The organism is Streptomyces flaveus (assembly GCF_014647675.1).
Classification (GTDB): Bacteria; Actinomycetota; Actinomycetes; order Streptomycetales; family Streptomycetaceae; genus Streptomyces; species Streptomyces flaveus.
Genome location: NZ_BMPQ01000021.1, coordinates 65,755 through 80,917, shown reverse-complemented (window position 1 = coordinate 80,917; position 15,163 = coordinate 65,755). Strand labels below are relative to the sequence as shown.

The 15,163-nt window shown below is 65.8% G+C and carries 28 protein-coding genes; all 28 read right to left on the bottom strand.

From position 1 onward, the window contains the following. Positions 1 to 3: 3 nt before the first annotated feature. A complete protein-coding gene (rpsK, locus tag IEZ21_RS32030; RefSeq protein WP_003948617.1) occupies positions 4 to 408 on the bottom strand; it encodes a 30S ribosomal protein S11 in 405 nt (134 codons plus the stop codon). Positions 409 to 477: 69 nt separating this feature from the next. After that, entirely contained in the window at positions 478 to 858 is a 381-nt protein-coding gene (gene rpsM / locus IEZ21_RS32025) for a 30S ribosomal protein S13 (RefSeq protein ID WP_033319652.1), read from the bottom strand. Between the two features lie 207 nt (positions 859 to 1,065). Beyond that, on the bottom strand, positions 1,066 to 1,179 hold the full coding sequence (rpmJ, locus tag IEZ21_RS32020) for a 50S ribosomal protein L36 (protein WP_003998809.1): 114 nt from the start codon (positions 1,177 to 1,179) through the stop codon (positions 1,066 to 1,068). 58 nt (positions 1,180 to 1,237) lie between these two features. Continuing rightward, a complete protein-coding gene (infA, locus tag IEZ21_RS32015; protein ID WP_003948620.1) occupies positions 1,238 to 1,459 on the bottom strand; it encodes a translation initiation factor IF-1 in 222 nt (73 codons plus the stop codon). A gap of 383 nt (positions 1,460 to 1,842) precedes the next feature. Further along, a complete protein-coding gene (gene map / locus IEZ21_RS32010; RefSeq protein WP_189325327.1) occupies positions 1,843 to 2,679 on the bottom strand; it encodes a type I methionyl aminopeptidase in 837 nt (278 codons plus the stop codon). A 95-nt stretch (positions 2,680 to 2,774) separates the two neighbouring features. Then, positions 2,775 to 3,458, bottom strand: coding sequence for an adenylate kinase (locus IEZ21_RS32005; RefSeq protein WP_189325326.1), 684 nt, complete (start codon positions 3,456 to 3,458; stop codon positions 2,775 to 2,777). After that, on the bottom strand, positions 3,458 to 4,771 hold the full coding sequence (gene secY / locus IEZ21_RS32000; protein ID WP_189325325.1) for a preprotein translocase subunit SecY: 1,314 nt from the start codon (positions 4,769 to 4,771) through the stop codon (positions 3,458 to 3,460). The genes IEZ21_RS32005 and secY overlap by 1 nt, the downstream gene beginning before the upstream one ends. A gap of 241 nt (positions 4,772 to 5,012) precedes the next feature. Beyond that, complete coding sequence (gene rplO / locus IEZ21_RS31995) at positions 5,013 to 5,468, bottom strand: 50S ribosomal protein L15 (protein ID WP_033319648.1); 456 nt, start codon at positions 5,466 to 5,468, stop codon at positions 5,013 to 5,015. Positions 5,469 to 5,470: 2 nt separating this feature from the next. Further along, on the bottom strand, positions 5,471 to 5,653 hold the full coding sequence (gene rpmD, locus IEZ21_RS31990; protein WP_033319647.1) for a 50S ribosomal protein L30: 183 nt from the start codon (positions 5,651 to 5,653) through the stop codon (positions 5,471 to 5,473). After that, complete coding sequence (gene rpsE / locus IEZ21_RS31985; protein ID WP_033319646.1) at positions 5,653 to 6,261, bottom strand: 30S ribosomal protein S5; 609 nt, start codon at positions 6,259 to 6,261, stop codon at positions 5,653 to 5,655. The genes rpmD and rpsE overlap by 1 nt, the downstream gene beginning before the upstream one ends. A gap of 39 nt (positions 6,262 to 6,300) precedes the next feature. Continuing rightward, positions 6,301 to 6,684: a 50S ribosomal protein L18 gene (gene rplR, locus IEZ21_RS31980; protein WP_189325324.1), complete on the bottom strand. Its 384-nt coding sequence runs from the start codon at positions 6,682 to 6,684 to the stop codon at positions 6,301 to 6,303. A 3-nt stretch (positions 6,685 to 6,687) separates the two neighbouring features. After that, positions 6,688 to 7,227, bottom strand: a complete 540-nt coding sequence (rplF, locus tag IEZ21_RS31975; protein ID WP_033319645.1) for a 50S ribosomal protein L6 — start codon at positions 7,225 to 7,227, stop codon at positions 6,688 to 6,690. Positions 7,228 to 7,251: 24 nt separating this feature from the next. Then, positions 7,252 to 7,650, bottom strand: coding sequence for a 30S ribosomal protein S8 (gene rpsH, locus IEZ21_RS31970; RefSeq protein WP_033319644.1), 399 nt, complete (start codon positions 7,648 to 7,650; stop codon positions 7,252 to 7,254). 264 nt (positions 7,651 to 7,914) lie between these two features. After that, positions 7,915 to 8,100 (bottom strand): type Z 30S ribosomal protein S14, encoded by a 186-nt coding sequence (locus IEZ21_RS31965; protein ID WP_003948630.1) that lies wholly within the window; start codon positions 8,098 to 8,100, stop codon positions 7,915 to 7,917. Between the two features lie 5 nt (positions 8,101 to 8,105). Beyond that, positions 8,106 to 8,663: a 50S ribosomal protein L5 gene (gene rplE, locus IEZ21_RS31960; protein ID WP_033319643.1), complete on the bottom strand. Its 558-nt coding sequence runs from the start codon at positions 8,661 to 8,663 to the stop codon at positions 8,106 to 8,108. Further along, on the bottom strand, positions 8,663 to 8,986 hold the full coding sequence (rplX, locus tag IEZ21_RS31955) for a 50S ribosomal protein L24 (RefSeq protein ID WP_033319642.1): 324 nt from the start codon (positions 8,984 to 8,986) through the stop codon (positions 8,663 to 8,665). Before rplX ends, rplE begins: the two co-directional genes overlap by 1 nt. Positions 8,987 to 8,988: 2 nt before the next feature. Next, the gene (rplN, locus tag IEZ21_RS31950; RefSeq protein WP_003992364.1) at positions 8,989 to 9,357 is read right to left on the bottom strand and encodes a 50S ribosomal protein L14; all 369 of its coding nucleotides are present in this window, start codon (positions 9,355 to 9,357) and stop codon (positions 8,989 to 8,991) included. Positions 9,358 to 9,616: 259 nt separating this feature from the next. Beyond that, complete coding sequence (gene rpsQ / locus IEZ21_RS31945) at positions 9,617 to 9,904, bottom strand: 30S ribosomal protein S17 (protein ID WP_016645175.1); 288 nt, start codon at positions 9,902 to 9,904, stop codon at positions 9,617 to 9,619. Further along, positions 9,904 to 10,128, bottom strand: a complete 225-nt coding sequence (gene rpmC, locus IEZ21_RS31940; RefSeq protein ID WP_003998824.1) for a 50S ribosomal protein L29 — start codon at positions 10,126 to 10,128, stop codon at positions 9,904 to 9,906. Before rpmC ends, rpsQ begins: the two co-directional genes overlap by 1 nt. Further along, positions 10,128 to 10,547, bottom strand: coding sequence for a 50S ribosomal protein L16 (gene rplP, locus IEZ21_RS31935; protein WP_033319640.1), 420 nt, complete (start codon positions 10,545 to 10,547; stop codon positions 10,128 to 10,130). The genes rpmC and rplP overlap by 1 nt, the downstream gene beginning before the upstream one ends. A 5-nt stretch (positions 10,548 to 10,552) precedes the next feature. After that, on the bottom strand, positions 10,553 to 11,395 hold the full coding sequence (gene rpsC / locus IEZ21_RS31930; protein ID WP_189325323.1) for a 30S ribosomal protein S3: 843 nt from the start codon (positions 11,393 to 11,395) through the stop codon (positions 10,553 to 10,555). Further along, a complete protein-coding gene (gene rplV, locus IEZ21_RS31925; protein WP_033319638.1) occupies positions 11,395 to 11,742 on the bottom strand; it encodes a 50S ribosomal protein L22 in 348 nt (115 codons plus the stop codon). The genes rpsC and rplV overlap by 1 nt, the downstream gene beginning before the upstream one ends. Before the next feature lie 40 nt (positions 11,743 to 11,782). After that, the gene (gene rpsS / locus IEZ21_RS31920) at positions 11,783 to 12,064 is read right to left on the bottom strand and encodes a 30S ribosomal protein S19 (protein WP_007384069.1); all 282 of its coding nucleotides are present in this window, start codon (positions 12,062 to 12,064) and stop codon (positions 11,783 to 11,785) included. A 12-nt stretch (positions 12,065 to 12,076) separates the two neighbouring features. Beyond that, positions 12,077 to 12,913, bottom strand: coding sequence for a 50S ribosomal protein L2 (gene rplB, locus IEZ21_RS31915; protein WP_033319637.1), 837 nt, complete (start codon positions 12,911 to 12,913; stop codon positions 12,077 to 12,079). A gap of 38 nt (positions 12,914 to 12,951) precedes the next feature. Next, the gene (gene rplW, locus IEZ21_RS31910; RefSeq protein WP_033319636.1) at positions 12,952 to 13,368 is read right to left on the bottom strand and encodes a 50S ribosomal protein L23; all 417 of its coding nucleotides are present in this window, start codon (positions 13,366 to 13,368) and stop codon (positions 12,952 to 12,954) included. Further along, on the bottom strand, positions 13,368 to 14,021 hold the full coding sequence (rplD, locus tag IEZ21_RS31905; protein ID WP_033319635.1) for a 50S ribosomal protein L4: 654 nt from the start codon (positions 14,019 to 14,021) through the stop codon (positions 13,368 to 13,370). The genes rplW and rplD overlap by 1 nt, the downstream gene beginning before the upstream one ends. Positions 14,022 to 14,028: 7 nt before the next feature. Then, on the bottom strand, positions 14,029 to 14,673 hold the full coding sequence (gene rplC, locus IEZ21_RS31900; protein ID WP_165337683.1) for a 50S ribosomal protein L3: 645 nt from the start codon (positions 14,671 to 14,673) through the stop codon (positions 14,029 to 14,031). A 17-nt stretch (positions 14,674 to 14,690) separates the two neighbouring features. Beyond that, positions 14,691 to 14,999 (bottom strand): 30S ribosomal protein S10, encoded by a 309-nt coding sequence (gene rpsJ, locus IEZ21_RS31895; protein WP_003948644.1) that lies wholly within the window; start codon positions 14,997 to 14,999, stop codon positions 14,691 to 14,693. Between the last annotated feature and the right edge of the window lie 164 nt (positions 15,000 to 15,163).

The window sequence follows — 15,163 nt, the reverse complement described above, 5'->3', positions numbered from 1 at the left end:
AGGTCAGACGCGACGGCGCTTCGGCGGACGGCAGCCGTTGTGCGGGGTGGGCGTGACGTCCTGGATGGAGCCGACCTCAAGACCGGTCGCCTGAAGCGAACGGATGGCGGTCTCACGACCCGAACCCGGGCCCTTGACGAACACGTCCACCTTGCGCATGCCGTGCTCCTGCGCGCGGCGGGCGGCCGACTCGGCGGCCATCTGCGCGGCGAAGGGGGTCGACTTGCGCGAGCCCTTGAAGCCGACGTGGCCGGCGGAGGCCCAGGAGATCACGTTGCCGGTGGGGTCGGTGATCGAAACGATGGTGTTGTTGAACGTGCTCTTGATGTGCGCGTGGCCGTGAGCGACGTTCTTCTTTTCCTTGCGGCGCACCTTCTTGGCAGCGCCCTGACGTCCCTTGGGGGGCATCTATTACTCCTACGGGGAGGTGGTCGGTCCTACAGCGAAGACCGCTGATGAAGCGTTGTCCGCTGAGGACTACTTCTTGCCCGGCTTCTTCTTACCGGCGATGGCGCGACGCGGACCCTTGCGGGTACGGGCGTTGGTGCTGGTGCGCTGACCGTGGACGGGCAGGCCACGACGATGGCGGATGCCCTGGTAGCAACCGATCTCGATCTTGCGGCGAATGTCGCCCTGAACCTCGCGACGGAGGTCACCCTCGGTCTTGATGTTGTTGTCCACGTACTCGCGGATCTTGACCAGCTCCTCCTCGGAGAGGTCGCGAACGCGGGTGTTCGGGTTGACGCCGGTCTCGGCCAGCGTCTTCTGCGAGAGGGTCCGGCCGATGCCGAACACGTAGGTGAGGGCAACCTCCACGCGCTTTTCGCGCGGGATGTCAACACCGGAAACGCGTGCCATTCAATGGCTCCAGTTGTCGTTCGGAGGTCTTCCGCAGAACCGGCTCCCGCCCGCCGTCCTCTTGGACTCCAAGATTCGGTACGAACGGGTCCCCAGCCTCCGACCGGGGGTATCGGATCCTTGCTGAACATGGGATCCGGGCTCTGCGTATGAACATGTGCTGCTTGCGTCGCGCGAAGTCTGCGGATGCAGAAGGTTGGTCGTGCGTCAGCCCTGGCGCTGCTTGTGGCGCGGGTTTTCGCAGATGACCATGACCCGACCGTGACGGCGGATCACCCTGCACTTGTCGCAGATCTTCTTGACGCTCGGCTTGACCTTCATTGGGTGAGGTTCTCCGGGTCAGTGCCACCACCCCGCGGGTGCGGGGCACAGGCAAGATCTACTTGTAGCGGTAGACGATCCGGCCACGCGTCAGGTCGTACGGAGACAGCTCCACCACGACCCGGTCGTCAGGGAGGATGCGGATGTAGTGCATACGCATCTTGCCGCTGATGTGTGCCAGGACCTGGTGGCCGTTCTGGAGCTCGACCTTGAACATCGCGTTCGGAAGAGACTCGACGACAGTGCCCTCGATCTCGATGGCACCTTGCTTCTTGGCCACGCTTCGCCCTTCGAATCGACTACCTTGATCGGCTCCACACAACCGCATGCAGACATGCGGGTACACAAGAGCCGACGAGTCAGTCTACGTCAGGGCCATCGGAAACACGAATTGAGAGCCTGCCCACCCAGGAAGATCCTTAAGCGGGCAGACAGGAGCCGCCCCGCCAGGGGCGCCCTTCAGGGGCGCGGGGCTGTATCCGATTTGCGGCTCCGCCGAGTGGGCGCGACAAGCCACAACGCACCCGCAGCCACGACATGACATGTCACCCCACCCCCTGGCGGGGGGCCTGGGGGCGCAGCCCCCTCACGCGACGGAGCCGCAAATTGATACAGCCGGGAAGGGGCGGGCCTGGGGAAAGAAAACCCCTCCCCGCCACCCCGTCACCCCAGCGGATCAGGCGCAGCCACAACGCCGTACTCGGCAAGCTTCGCCTTACCCCCGTCCGGAGCCGTCAGCACGAGCGGCCCCGCCTCCGTCAGAGCGACCGAGTGCTCCCAGTGGGACGACCACGTGCCATCCGTGGTGATGACCGTCCAGTCGTCCGAGAGCACCTCGGTCTTCGCCGTCCCCAAGGACACCATCGGCTCGATGGCAAGGCAGAAGCCGGGCACCAGCTTCGGCCCCCTCCCCCGCTTCCGCTCGACGTAGTTCAGCAGATGCGGATCCATGTGCATCTCCGTACCGATGCCATGCCCGCCGTAGTCCTCGATGATCCCGTACCGCCCGCCGCCGGGCTTGGGCTGCCGCCGGATATACGTCTCGATGGCACGGGAGACATCGACAAGCCGGTGCCCCACCTTCATCGCGGCGATCCCCGCCCACATCGATTCCTCGGTCACCCGCGAGAGCTCAACGAGTTCGGGAGCGTGCCCGCCCCCCACGAACGCGGTGTACGCCGCGTCCCCGTGCCACCCGTCCACGATCGCGCCGGCGTCGATGGAGATGATGTCGCCGTCCTTGAGGACGACCTCGTCACTGGGGATGCCATGGACGACGACCTCGTTCGCGGAGGTGCAGATCGTCGCGGGAAAGCCGCCGTACCCGAGGAAGTTCGACTTCGCCCCGTGCTCGTCCAGCACCTTGCGGGCGACCTCGTCGAGATCCTTGGTCGTGGCCCCGGGCACCGCCGCCTCACGCGTCGCCTTGTGGACGGCGGCGACAACAAGGCCCGCCTCACGCATCTTGGCGATCTGCTCGGGCGTCTTGATCTGCACCATGGGGGCCTGCGCTCTCCGTCTTCTTGACCGTCACGTACACACAACAGTACGGCCGCGGCACCCTGAAGGGGACCGCGGCCGAATCAGCAGGACACCTACGCGCTCGCGTCGCTCACGGAGTTCGTGTCGCCCTCACGCTTGAGCGCGTCCATGGCCCGCTTGGTGACCTCGTCCACCTTGCCGAGCGCCGAGATCGTCACGACCAGGCCTTGCGCCCGGTAGTAGTCGATGATCGGCTCGGTCTGCGTGTGGTAGACCTCCAGCCGCCGGCGAACGGTTTCCTCGGAGTCGTCGTCGCGCTGGTACAGCTCGCCGCTGCAGACGTCGCAGACGCCTTCCTTCTTCGGCCGGCTGTACACCACGTGGAAGACATGGGCCGAGTCCCTGCGGCAGATGCGGCGGCCGGCGATGCGCTTGACCACCTCGTCCTCGGGGACCTCCAGGTCCAGCACCGCGTCCAGCTCCACCCCGTCGGCCTTCAGCGCCTGGTCCAGCGCCTCGGCCTGCGAGACGTTGCGCGGAAAGCCGTCCAGCAGGAAGCCGTTCACGGCATCGGGCTGCTCCATGCGGTCCCGCGCCATCCCGATGGTGACCTCGTCCGGTACCAGGTTCCCCGCGTCCATGTAGGACTTGGCAAGTTTGCCGAGTTCCGTCTGCCGGTTGATGTTGGAGCGGAAGAGGTCGCCCGTGGAGATGTGCGGGATCGACAGGTTCTTGGCAAGAAACGCGGCCTGCGTTCCCTTGCCGGCACCGGGCGGTCCGACGAGGACGATTCGCATCAGCGGAGGAACCCTTCGTAATTGCGCTGCTGGAGCTGGCTCTCGATCTGCTTCACCGTCTCCAGACCCACACCCACGATGATCAGGATGCTGGTACCACCGAACGGGAAGTTCTGATTGGCGCCGAAACCAGCCAACGCCACTGTCGGCACGAGAGCGATCAGCCCCAGGTACAGCGAACCCGGCCAGGTGATCCGGTTGAGTACGTATCCCAGGTACTCAGCGGTCGGTCGGCCAGCCCGGATGCCCGGGATGAAGCCACCATACTTCTTCATGTTGTCCGCGACTTCCTCGGGGTTGAACGAGATGGCCACGTAGAAGAACGCGAAGAAAATGATCAGGAAGAAGTAGAGGATGATGTGCGGCGTCGCACCCGGATCCGCGAGATTCTTCTCGATCCAGGTCTTCCAGCCGGAGGTTCCACCGGAGAACTGTGCGACCAGTGCCGGGATGTAGAGCAGCGACGAGGCGAAGATCACGGGGATGATGCCCGCCTGGTTCACCTTCAGCGGGATGTACGTCGATGTGCCGCCGTAGGAGCGGCGGCCGATCATCCGCTTCGCGTACTGGACCGGGATACGGCGCTGAGCCTGCTCGACGAAGACCACCAGGCCGACCATGAACAGGCCGACCGCGATCACGACGCCGAACTCGATCCAGCCGCCCGCCAGGCTGCCCTGCTGCTTGATGGCCCACAGCGCGGACGGGAAGGTGGCGGCGATCGAGATGAACATCAGGATCGACATGCCGTTGCCGATGCCGCGGTCGGTGATGAGCTCACCGAGCCACATGACGAAGGCCGTACCGGCGGTCATGGTGATGACCATCGTGATGGTCACGAAGATCGAGCGGTCGGGCACGATCTGCGTGGCGACCGGGCAGCCCTGGAACAGCGCGCCCGTGCGGGCGGTGGCCACCAGGCCGGTGCCCTGCAGGACGGCCAGCGCCACCGTGAGATAACGGGTGTACTGCGTGATCTTCGCCGTGCCGGACTGGCCCTCCTTCTTCAGGGCTTCCAGGCGCGGGATCACCACGGTCAGCAGCTGCAGAATGATGCTCGCCGTGATGTACGGCATGATGCCGAGCGCGAAGACCGTGATCTGCAGCAGAGCGCCACCGCTGAACATGTTGACCAGGCCGAAGATGCCCTGGTTCGCGTTGGCGTTGTCGATACAGGTCTGGACGTTCCCGTAGTCGACGCCCGGGATCGGGATATGCGTACCGACCCGGTAGATCACAATGATGCCGAGCGTGAAGAGCAGCTTCTTGCGCAGGTCGGGCGTCTTGAACGCCCGGGCGAACGCGGTGAGCACGGTGCCTCCTGCGACCCCCGCGCAACTGCGTCAGAGGCGGTCTTGAGGTTCGACGAGTAATGGACAGCTAACTAACAGTCAAAAGCCGTCTGGAGTTCCCAGTGGGCACACCAGGCGAAAATGAGCAGTGCTGGCCACCATACCGGCGACACAGCTTTCCTTGGAACGACCGACCGGGGATGCCCCATTTGTGGGGCATCCCCGGTCGGGTGCGCTCAAGTCATCGAGACGCCTGTGGTGTTCAGACGAGCTCGGTGACGGTGCCGCCGGCGGCGGCGATCTTCTCCTTGGCGGAGGTGGAGGCCGCGTCGACCTTCACCTCGAGTGCCACGGAGATCTCGCCCTGGCCGAGGACCTTGACAAGGCTGTTCTTGCGAACGGCGCCCTTGGCGACCAGATCGGCCACCGTGACCTCGCCACCCTCGGGGTAGAGGGAGGCCAGCTTGTCCAGGTTCACGACCTGGTACTCGGTCTTGAACGGGTTCTTGAAGCCCTTCAGCTTCGGGAGCCGCATGTGGAGGGGCATCTGCCCGCCCTCGAAGCGCTCCGGAACCTGGTAGCGGGCCTTTGTGCCCTTGGTGCCACGACCGGCCGTCTTACCCTTCGAGGCCTCACCACGACCGACGCGGGTCTTGGCGGTCTTGGCGCCCGGGGCAGGACGGAGGTTGTGGATCTTGAGCGGGTTCTGCTCCGCCATGATCAGTCGACCTCCTCGACCGTCACGAGGTGGCGGACGGTGTGCACCATGCCGCGGAACTCGGGGCGGTCCTCCTTGACGACCACGTCGTTGATCCTCTTGAGACCAAGCGAACGCAGGGTGTCACGGTGGTTCTGCTTGCTGCCGATGTACGACTTCGTCTGCGTGATCTTGAGCTGAGCCATTACGCAGCACCAGCCCCGGCACGCGCACGCAGCAGAGCCGCGGGAGCGACGTCCTCGAGGGGCAGACCGCGGCGGGCCGCGATCTCCTCGGGACGCTGCAGACCCTTCAGGGCTGCCACGGTCGCGTGCACGATGTTGATCGCGTTCGACGAGCCGAGCGACTTCGACAGGATGTCGTGCACGCCGGCGCACTCGAGCACGGCACGCACCGGGCCACCGGCGATAACGCCGGTACCGGGGGAAGCCGGCTTGAGCAGGACGACGCCCGCGGCCTTCTCGCCCGTGATCGGGTGCGGGATGGTGCCCTGGATACGGGGGACCTTGAAGAAGTGCTTCTTGGCCTCCTCGACACCCTTGGCGATGGCGGCCGGCACCTCCTTGGCCTTGCCGTAACCGACACCGACGGTGCCATCGCCATCGCCCACTACGACGAGCGCAGTGAAGCTGAAGCGACGACCACCCTTCACAACCTTGGCGACGCGGTTGATCGCGACGACGCGCTCAACGTACGCGGTCTTCTCGGCGGCAGACGCACCGCCGTCACGGCCCTTCCGGTCCCGCCGCTCGCCGCCACCGGCACCGCTTCCGCGGCGCTGGGGTCCAGCCATTGGATTTACCTCTCTCTGTTTCCGCTAGCTACGGCAGGCTCAGAACTTGAGCCCGGCTTCGCGGGCGGCGTCCGCCAGGGCGGCGATGCGCCCCGCGTACTGGTTGCCACCACGGTCGAACACGACGGCCTCGACGCCCGCGGCCTTGGCGCGCTCGGCGACCAGGGCGCCGACCTGCTTGGCCTGCGAGGACTTGTCGGACTCTCCGCCGCGGATCGAGGTGTCCAGGGTGGACGCCGACGCAAGGGTGTGCCCCTTGAGGTCGTCGATCACCTGGGCCACGATGTGGCGGTTCGAGCGCGTCACGACCAGGCGGGGACGCTCAGCCGTACCCGAGACCTTCTTACGGATCCGGATGTGGCGCCGCTTGATGGCAGCACGCTTGTAGGCGTCGCCCTTGGCGATCTTCTGCCCGTATGCCATGGCTTACTTACCCGCCTTTCCGACCTTGCGGCGGATGACTTCGCCCTCGTACTTGACGCCCTTGGCCTTGTACGGGTCGGGCTTGCGCAGCTTGCGGATGTTGGCCGCAACCTCGCCGACCTTCTGCTTGTCGATGCCCTCGACCGAGAACCGCGTCGGGTTCTCGACCTTGAAGGTGATGCCTTCGGGGGCCTCGACCAGGATCGGGTGGCTGTAGCCGAGCGAGAACTCCAGGTTGGAACCCTTCGCCAGGACTCGGTAACCGACACCGCTGATCTCGAGCTTCTTCACGTAACCCGTGGTCACGCCGGTGATCATGTTCGCCACCAGCGTGCGGGACAGGCCGTGCAGGGCCTTGTTCTGACGCTCGTCGTTCGGGCGAACGACATTGAGAATGCCGTCCTCGCCCTTAGCGATCTCGATCGGCGCCGCAATGGTGTGGGAGAGGGTGCCCTTGGGGCCCTTCACCTGGACCGTGCGGCCATCGATGGTGACGTCCACGCCGGCGGGAACCGTGATGGGGAGCTTGCCAATGCGCGACATAGCTGTTTCCTCCGTTCCCTTCCGCTACCAGACGTAGGCGAGAACTTCTCCGCCTACGCCCTTCTTGCCGGCCTGCTTGTCGGTGAGGAGTCCGTGGGACGTGGAGATGATCGCCACGCCCAGGCCGCCGAGCACCTTGGGCAGGTTGGTGGACTTCGCGTACACCCGGAGACCGGGCTTGGAGATCCGCTTGATGCCCGCGATGGAGCGCTCACGGTTCGGGCCGAACTTCAGCTCGAGAACGAGGTTCTTGCCGACCTCGGCGTCCTCGGTCTTCCAGCCCGTGATGAAGCCCTCCTGCTGGAGGATCTCCGCGATGTGCGACTTGATCTTGCTGTGCGGCATCGCCACGGTGTCGTGGTATGCCGAGTTCGCGTTACGCAGACGCGTCAGCATGTCTGCGATCGGATCAGTCATGGTCATGAATTGGCCTTCGGCCTCTCTCGCCGGGGTTTCCTGGTGCGCCATCCCTCTCCCCGATCCGAGACGGGACGGGTGCGGCGCGGTGGACCTACGGCGTAGTAAGTCGTACGGGCGTCAGGCGCCCAACCCTCCTAGCCTAAGCCATGGAGGGGTGGGCCCCTGACCGGACCCTTTACTTACCGAGAGCCCTGACAATCCCAATCCAGCCTGTCGGCCCGAAGGGCCGCCCTTGAGGGGCGGTGGTCGGGCGACGGGTGGGCGGAATTACCAGGAGCTCTTGGTCACGCCCGGCAGCTCGCCACGGTGAGCCATCTCACGAAGGCACACGCGGCAGAGGCCGAACTTGCGGTACACGGAGTGCGGACGACCACAGCGCTGGCAGCGCGTGTAGCCACGTACACCGAACTTGGGCTTACGAGCAGCCTTGGCAATCAGAGCCTTCTTCGCCATCTCGCTTACGCCTCCTTGAAGGGGAAGCCGAGGTGACGGAGGAGCGCGCGGCCCTCGGCGTCGTTGGTCGCCGTGGTGACCACGGTGATGTCCATACCCCGGACGCGGTCGATCTTGTCCTGGTCGATCTCGTGGAACATGACCTGCTCCGTGAGACCGAAGGTGTAGTTGCCACGGCCGTCGAACTGCTTGGGGGACAGACCACGGAAGTCGCGGATGCGCGGCAGCGCGAGCGACAGGGTGCGGTCCAGGAACTCCCACATGCGGTCGCCACGGAGCGTGACGTGGGCACCGATCGGCTGGCCCTCACGCAGCTTGAACTGCGCGATGGACTTACGGGCCTTGGTGACGGCCGGCTTCTGACCGGTGATCGTGGTGAGGTCGCGGATGGCGCCCTCGATCAGCTTGGAGTCGCGGGCGGCGTCGCCCACACCCATGTTGACCACGATCTTGACGAGGCCGGGGATCTGCATGACGTTCTCGTACTTGAACTCGTCACGCAGCTTGCCCGCGATCTCCTCGCGGTACTTCAGCTTCAGACGCGGAGCGGTGGTGGTAGTCATCAGATGTCCTCACCCGTCCGCTTGGCAACGCGGATCTTGTTGCCTTCGTCGTCGAAGCGGTAACCGACACGCGTGACAACCTTGTTGCCGTCCTTCTCAACGACCAGCTGGACGTTGGAGACGTGGATCGGCGCCTCGGTCGTGACGATGCCGCCGGCCTGCGAACCGCGAGCGGTCGGAGCGGCCTTGGTGTGCTTCTTGACCCGGTTGACACCCTCGACCAGGACACGCTCGTCGCGCGGGTAAGCGGCAATGACCTTGCCCTGCTTGCCCTTGTCCTTGCCGGTGATGACCTGAACCAGGTCGCCCTTCTTGATCTTCATGCTCACAGCACCTCCGGCGCGAGGGAGATGATCTTCATGAACTTCTTCTCGCGCAGCTCACGGCCCACGGGGCCGAAAATACGGGTGCCGCGAGGGTCGCCGTCGTTCTTGAGAATGACAGCGGCGTTCTCGTCGAAGCGGATGTACGAGCCGTCCGGACGGCGGCGCTCCTTGACGGTGCGAACGATGACCGCCTTGATGACGTCACCCTTCTTCACGTTGCCACCGGGGATCGCGTCCTTGACGGTGGCGACGATGACGTCACCGATGCCCGCGTAGCGGCGACCGGAGCCACCGAGCACACGGATGCAAAGGATTTCCTTCGCTCCCGTGTTGTCGGCGACACGCAGCCGCGACTCCTGCTGGATCACGTCTATCTCCTGTTTGTCTGCCGGTTCCCGCAGGGCCCTTTCGGGGCGACCCTGCGAGCCTGGCGGAACCGTCCTGCGGGTTGCTCCCGCAGGAATTACTGGTGCCTCTAGAGGCGGAAACCCTCGCCGGGCTCGGCGCCACCGGGCCCGAGGGCCGGTGGCGCCGCCTTGCGGGGGCCGCGGGGCTTTCGCCCACCTGGCCCGGGAGCCTGGGGGCGGAGCCCCCAGCGGGGGTCAGCGGGGGCGGAGCCCCCGCTTATTACTTCGCCTTCTCGAGGATCTCCACGATGCGCCAGCGCTTCGTCGCCGAGAGCGGGCGGGTCTCCATGAGGAGGACCCGGTCACCGACACCGGCGGCGTTCTGCTCGTCGTGCGCCTTGAGCTTGTTCGTACGGCGGATGACCTTGCCGTACAGCGCGTGCTTGACGCGGTCCTCGACGGCGACGACGACGGTCTTGTCCATCTTGTCGCTGACGACGAGACCCTCACGGGTCTTGCGGAAGCCGCGCGCGGCCTTCGTCTCTTCAGTCACGTTGTTCTCGCTCATCAGGCGCTCTCCACCGTCTCGATGCCCAGCTCGCGCTCACGCATCAGGGTGTAGATCCGCGCGATGTCCTTACGGACCGCCTTCAGACGGCCGTGGTTCTCGAGCTGACCGGTCGCCGCCTGGAAGCGGAGATTGAACAGCTCTTCCTTGGCCTCGCGAAGCTTCGCGAGAAGCTCCTCGTCGCCCAGTTCGCGCAGCTCGGACGCCTTGGTACCGGCCGACATCACGCTTCACCTGCCTCGCGCCGCACGATGCGGCACTTCATCGGAAGCTTGTGAGCAGCGCGGGTAAGCGCCTCACGCGCAATCTTCTCATTCGGGTAGGACAGCTCGAACATCACCCGACCGGGGTGAACGTTCGCGACCCACCACTCCGGCGAACCCTTACCGGAACCCATGCGGGTCTCGGCGGGCTTCTTCGTGAGGGGACGGTCCGGGTAGATGTTGATCCAGACCTTGCCGCCACGCTTGATGTGGCGGGTCATCGCGATACGAGCCGCCTCGATCTGGCGGTTCGTCACGTACGCCGGCGTGAGGGCCTGGATGCCGTACTCGCCGAACGCAACCGTCGTACCACCCTTGGCCTGACCGCGGCGCTTGGGGTGGTGCTGCTTGCGGTGCTTGACCCTACGAGGGATCAGCATGTCGGTCAGGCCTCCGTTCCAGTGCTCTCAGCCGGAGCGGCAGCGGCGGCGGGAGCCTCAGCCTTGGGGGCCTCGGCAGCCGGCGCGGACTGCTGCTGCGGCTTGCGACCGCGACCGCCACGCTCGCCACCGCGGCCACCGCCACGGGCCGGGCGGTCAGCGCCGCCACGGGCCGGACGGTTGCCGGCGCGGGCGGCGGCGTTCTCGGCGCGGACCTCGGCGATGTTCTTGACGTCGCCCTTGTAGATCCAGACCTTCACACCGATGCGGCCGAAGGTCGTCTTGGCCTCGAAGAAGCCGTAGTCGACGTTCGCGCGGAGCGTGTGCAGGGGCACGCGGCCCTCGCGGTAGAACTCCGAGCGGGACATCTCGGCGCCGCCGAGACGGCCACCACACTGGATCTTGATGCCCTTGGCGCCGGCCTTCATCGTGCCCTGCATGCTCTTACGCATGGCGCGACGGAAGGAGACGCGGGAGGACAGCTGCTCGGCGACGGCCTGGGCCACCAGCTGAGCGTCCGTCTCCGGGCTCTTGACCTCAAGGATGTTCAGCTGGACCTGCTTGCCGGTCAGCTTCTCCAGGTCGCCGCGGATACGGTCGGCCTCGGCGCCACGGCGGCCGATGACGATGCCCGGACGCGCGGTGTGGATGTCGACGCGGACGCGGTCACGGGTGCGCTCGATCTCCACCTTCGAGATGCCGGCGCGCTCCATGCCGGACGTCATCATCCGACGGATGGCGACGTCTTCCTTGACGTAGTCCTTGTACAGCTTGTCGGCGTACCAACGGGACTTGAAGTCCGTGGTGATGCCGAGCCGGAACCCATGCGGGTTAACCTTCTGGCCCATTACCGGGTTCCTTCCTTGCTGCTGACGACCACGGTGATGTGGCTGGTCCGCTTGCGGATCCGGTAGGCCCGGCCCTGGGCACGCGGCCGGAACCGCTTCAGGGTCGGACCCTCGTCGACGTACGCCTCGGTGATGACGAGGCTGTCGGCGTCGGTGTGGTCGTAGTTGTGCGCGGCGTTGGCGATGGCGCTGTCCAGCACCTTGCCGACCGGCACGCTCGCGGCCTGCGGGGTGAAACGCAGGACCGCCTGGGCCTCCGTGGCATCCATGCCACGGATGAGGTCCACCACTCGGCGGGCCTTCATGGGCGTGACGCGGATGTACCGCGCCTGGGCCCTGGCTTCCATGGTTGTCCCTTCAGTGTCTGTCATGGTCATTCACCCCGCGTTAGCGGCGCTTCGACTTCCGGTCGTCCTTGACGTGACCCCGGAAGGTGCGCGTCGGCGAGAACTCGCCGAGCTTGTGGCCGACCATGGACTCGGTGACAAACACCGGGATGTGGGTCTTGCCGTTGTGCACCGCGATCGTGTGGCCCAGCATGGCCGGGACGATCATCGAGCGACGGGACCAGGTCTTGATGACGTTCTTGGAACCGGCTTCGTTCTGGGCGTCCACCTTCTTGATCAGGTGGTCGTCGACGAAGGGCCCCTTCTTGAGACTGCGCGGCATCTAAACCCGCTCCTAGCGCTTCTTGTTCGTCTTGCGGCGGCGGACGATGTACTTGTTCGAAGCCTTCTTCGGCGAACGAGTACGACCCTCCTTCTGACCCCACGGCGAGACCGGGTGGCGACCACCGGAGGTCTTGCCCTCACCACCACCGTGCGGGTGGTCAACCGGGTTCATCGCCACACCGCGGACGGTCGGGCGAACGCCCAGCCAGCGCTTGCGGCCGGCCTTACCCCAGTTGATGTTGGACTGCTCGGCGTTGCCGACCTCGCCGACGGTGGCGCGGCAGCGCACGTCGACCAGGCGGATCTCTCCGGACGGCATACGAAGGTGGGCCATCGTGCCCTCCTTCGCGAGCAGCTGCACGGAGGCACCGGCGGAACGGGCGAACTTGGCGCCGCCACCGGGACGGAGCTCGATCGCGTGGATCGTGGTACCGACCGGGATGTTGCGGAGCGCCAGGTTGTTGCCGGGCTTGATGTCGGCCCCGGGACCGTTCTCCACACGGTCGCCCTGCCGCAGGTTGCGCGGGGCGAGGATGTAGCGCTTCTCGCCGTCCGCGTAGTGCAGCAGCGCGATGCGCGCGGTGCGGTTGGGGTCGTACTCGATGTGCGCGACCTTCGCCGGCACGCCGTCCTTGTCATGGCGACGGAAGTCGATGACGCGGTAGGCGCGCTTGTGGCCACCACCCTGGTGGCGGACGGTCACACGACCGGAATTGTTACGGCCGCCCTTGCTGTGCAGCGGGCGAACCAGCGACTTCTCCGGCGTGGACCGCGTGACCTCGACGAAGTCGGCGACGCTGGAGCCACGGCGGCCCGGCGTAGTCGGCTTGTACTTGCGGATTCCCATTTCTCAGTCCTCGTCCGATATCGGACCAGGGCGCTCCGTTAGGAGGCCTGGCCGAAGATGTCGATACGGTCGCCCTCGGCAAGGGTCACGATCGCGCGCTTGGTGTCGGCACGCTTGCCGAAACCAGTGCGGGTCCGCTTGCGCTTGCCCTGGCGGTTGATCGTGTTGACCCCGGTGACCTTGACCGAGAAGACCGCCTGGACGGCCTGCTTGATCTGGGTCTTGTTGGCACGCGGGTCCACGACGAACGTGTACTTGTTCTCGTCGAGGAGCGCGTAGCTCTTCTCGGAGACGACCGGCTTGATCAGTACGTCACGGGGGTCCGTGTACGACTTGCTCAGCGGCGTCTCGACGGTGTTCTTGCCCTCGGTGGCGTGGCGACGCGCCTTGGCGACGCGCGCTTCCTTGGCCTTCTTCGCGGCCTTCGAGGCGATGGAGGGATGACGGATAGCCATCAGACCTCGCTCCCTTCAGTGTCGGTGGCCTTCGGGCCGGACACGAAGGACTCGAAGGCGGCCTGGGTGAAGACCACGTCGTCCGAGACGAGAACGTCGTACGTGTTCAGCTGGCCCGGCTCCAGGATGTGCACCTGGGGCAGGTTGCGGGCGGAGAGCAGCGAGGCCTCGTCCGCGCGGTCGATCACCAGGAGCACGTTCTTGCGCTCCGAGATCTTGCCGAGCAGCGACTTGGCGGCCTTGGTGGAGACCTCGCTCTCGACAACGCCGGTGACGACGTGGATGCGGTTGTTGCGGGCCCGGTCGGTGAGGGCGTGGCGCAGGGCCGCGGCCTTCATCTTCTTCGGGGTCCGCTGCGAGTAGTCACGCGGCACGGGACCGTGCACGACGCCACCACCGGCGAACTGCGGAGCGCGGGTCGAGCCCTGGCGCGCGCGGCCGGTGCCCTTCTGGCGGTAAGGCTTCTTACCGCCACCACGAACCTCGCCGCGGGTCTTGGTCTTGTGCGTGCCCTGACGGGCAGCGGCCAGCTGGGCGACGACGACCTGGTGGATCAGCGGGATGCTGATCTTCTCGACGTCGAAGATCTCCGCGGGGAGCTCGACCGTCCCGGTCTTGTCGCCTGCCGGCGAAATGATGTCAACAGTGCTCATCGTTACCTCAGGCCCCCTTGGCCGCGGTGCGGACCAGGACGAGGCCGCCGTTCGGACCGGGAACCGCGCCCTTGATGAGCAGCAGACCCTTCTCCGCGTCAACGGCGTGGACGGTCAGGTTCTGGGTGGTGACCCGCTCGTTGCCCATACGACCCGCCATGCGGAGGCCCTTGAACACACGGCCCGGGGTGGCGCAGCCACCGATGGAGCCGGGAGAGCGGTGCTTGCGCTGCGTGCCGTGACCGGCGCCGAGGCCCTTGAAGTTGTGACGCTTCATGACACCGGCGAAGCCCTTGCCCTTGCTCTTGCCGGTGACGTCGACCTTCACGCCGGCCTCGAAGGTTTCGGCGGTGATCTCCTGCCCGAGCGTGTACTCGCTGGCGTCCGCGGTGCGGAGCTCCACGAGGTGGCGGCGGGGGGTCACGTCGGCCTTGGCGAAGTGGCCCTTGAGGGGCTTGTTCACCTTGCGCGGGTCGATCTCGCCGAAGGCGATCTGCACGGACTCGTAGCCGTCGGTGTCGTTCGTACGGACCTGGGTGACGACGTTCGGCCCGGCCTTGACGACGGTGACGGGAACAACGCGGTTGTTCTCGTCCCACACCTGCGTCATGCCGAGCTTCTCGCCCAGGATGCCCTTGATCTGCTTAGCCATTCTCAGATCACCGGCCCTCAGAGCTTGATCTCGATGTCGACACCGGCCGGGAGGTCGAGTCGCATCAGAGAGTCAACGGTCTTGGGCGTCGGGTCGAGGATGTCGATCAGGCGCTTGTGGGTACGCATCTCGAAGTGCTCGCGCGAGTCCTTGTACTTGTGCGGCGACTTGATGACGCAGTACACGTTCTTTTCAGTGGGCAGCGGCACCGGGCCCGCGACCGACGCACCAGTACGCGTCACCGTCTCGACGATCTTCTTCGCCGAGGAGTCGATGACCTCGTGGTCGTAGGCCTTGAGCCGGATGCGGATCTTCTGTCCCGCCATGGCTACTCCGTAGTCCTGTCTCTCAAAAACGCTCTGGCGACCCGGAAGGTCCGCGTCTCGTTCCTCCGACCCACGCGGTCGGGCGTGTCGCTCCCTCACTGACACAGATATCCACAAGGGATTCCCTGCCAGGGGGTGCGATCATCGACCGCGGATCCGAGGGT

Coding starts and splice junctions, on each gene's coding strand:
- rpsK (WP_003948617.1), bottom strand. CDS start 408: ATGCCCCCCAAGGGACGTCAGGGCGCTGCCAAGAAGGTGCGCCGCAAG.
- rpsM (WP_033319652.1), bottom strand. CDS start 858: ATGGCACGCGTTTCCGGTGTTGACATCCCGCGCGAAAAGCGCGTGGAG.
- rpmJ (WP_003998809.1), bottom strand. CDS start 1,179: ATGAAGGTCAAGCCGAGCGTCAAGAAGATCTGCGACAAGTGCAGGGTG.
- map (WP_189325327.1), bottom strand. CDS start 2,679: ATGGTGCAGATCAAGACGCCCGAGCAGATCGCCAAGATGCGTGAGGCG.
- IEZ21_RS32005 (WP_189325326.1), bottom strand. CDS start 3,458: ATGCGAATCGTCCTCGTCGGACCGCCCGGTGCCGGCAAGGGAACGCAG.
- rplO (WP_033319648.1), bottom strand. CDS start 5,468: ATGGCGGAGCAGAACCCGCTCAAGATCCACAACCTCCGTCCTGCCCCG.
- rpmD (WP_033319647.1), bottom strand. CDS start 5,653: ATGGCTCAGCTCAAGATCACGCAGACGAAGTCGTACATCGGCAGCAAG.
- rpsE (WP_033319646.1), bottom strand. CDS start 6,261: ATGGCTGGACCCCAGCGCCGCGGAAGCGGTGCCGGTGGCGGCGAGCGG.
- rplR (WP_189325324.1), bottom strand. CDS start 6,684: ATGGCATACGGGCAGAAGATCGCCAAGGGCGACGCCTACAAGCGTGCT.
- rplF (WP_033319645.1), bottom strand. CDS start 7,227: ATGTCGCGCATTGGCAAGCTCCCCATCACGGTTCCCGCCGGCGTGGAC.
- rpsH (WP_033319644.1), bottom strand. CDS start 7,650: ATGACCATGACTGATCCGATCGCAGACATGCTGACGCGTCTGCGTAAC.
- IEZ21_RS31965 (WP_003948630.1), bottom strand. CDS start 8,100: ATGGCGAAGAAGGCTCTGATTGCCAAGGCTGCTCGTAAGCCCAAGTTC.
- rplE (WP_033319643.1), bottom strand. CDS start 8,663: ATGACTACCACCACCGCTCCGCGTCTGAAGCTGAAGTACCGCGAGGAG.
- rplX (WP_033319642.1), bottom strand. CDS start 8,986: ATGAAGATCAAGAAGGGCGACCTGGTTCAGGTCATCACCGGCAAGGAC.
- rpsQ (WP_016645175.1), bottom strand. CDS start 9,904: ATGAGCGAGAACAACGTGACTGAAGAGACGAAGGCCGCGCGCGGCTTC.
- rpmC (WP_003998824.1), bottom strand. CDS start 10,128: ATGTCGGCCGGTACCAAGGCGTCCGAGCTGCGCGAACTGGGCGACGAG.
- rplP (WP_033319640.1), bottom strand. CDS start 10,547: ATGCTGATCCCTCGTAGGGTCAAGCACCGCAAGCAGCACCACCCCAAG.
- rpsC (WP_189325323.1), bottom strand. CDS start 11,395: ATGGGCCAGAAGGTTAACCCGCATGGGTTCCGGCTCGGCATCACCACG.
- rplV (WP_033319638.1), bottom strand. CDS start 11,742: ATGGAAGCCAGGGCCCAGGCGCGGTACATCCGCGTCACGCCCATGAAG.
- rpsS (WP_007384069.1), bottom strand. CDS start 12,064: ATGCCGCGCAGTCTCAAGAAGGGGCCCTTCGTCGACGACCACCTGATC.
- rplB (WP_033319637.1), bottom strand. CDS start 12,913: ATGGGAATCCGCAAGTACAAGCCGACTACGCCGGGCCGCCGTGGCTCC.
- rplW (WP_033319636.1), bottom strand. CDS start 13,368: ATGGCTATCCGTCATCCCTCCATCGCCTCGAAGGCCGCGAAGAAGGCC.
- rplD (WP_033319635.1), bottom strand. CDS start 14,021: ATGAGCACTGTTGACATCATTTCGCCGGCAGGCGACAAGACCGGGACG.
- rplC (WP_165337683.1), bottom strand. CDS start 14,673: ATGGCTAAGCAGATCAAGGGCATCCTGGGCGAGAAGCTCGGCATGACG.
- rpsJ (WP_003948644.1), bottom strand. CDS start 14,999: ATGGCGGGACAGAAGATCCGCATCCGGCTCAAGGCCTACGACCACGAG.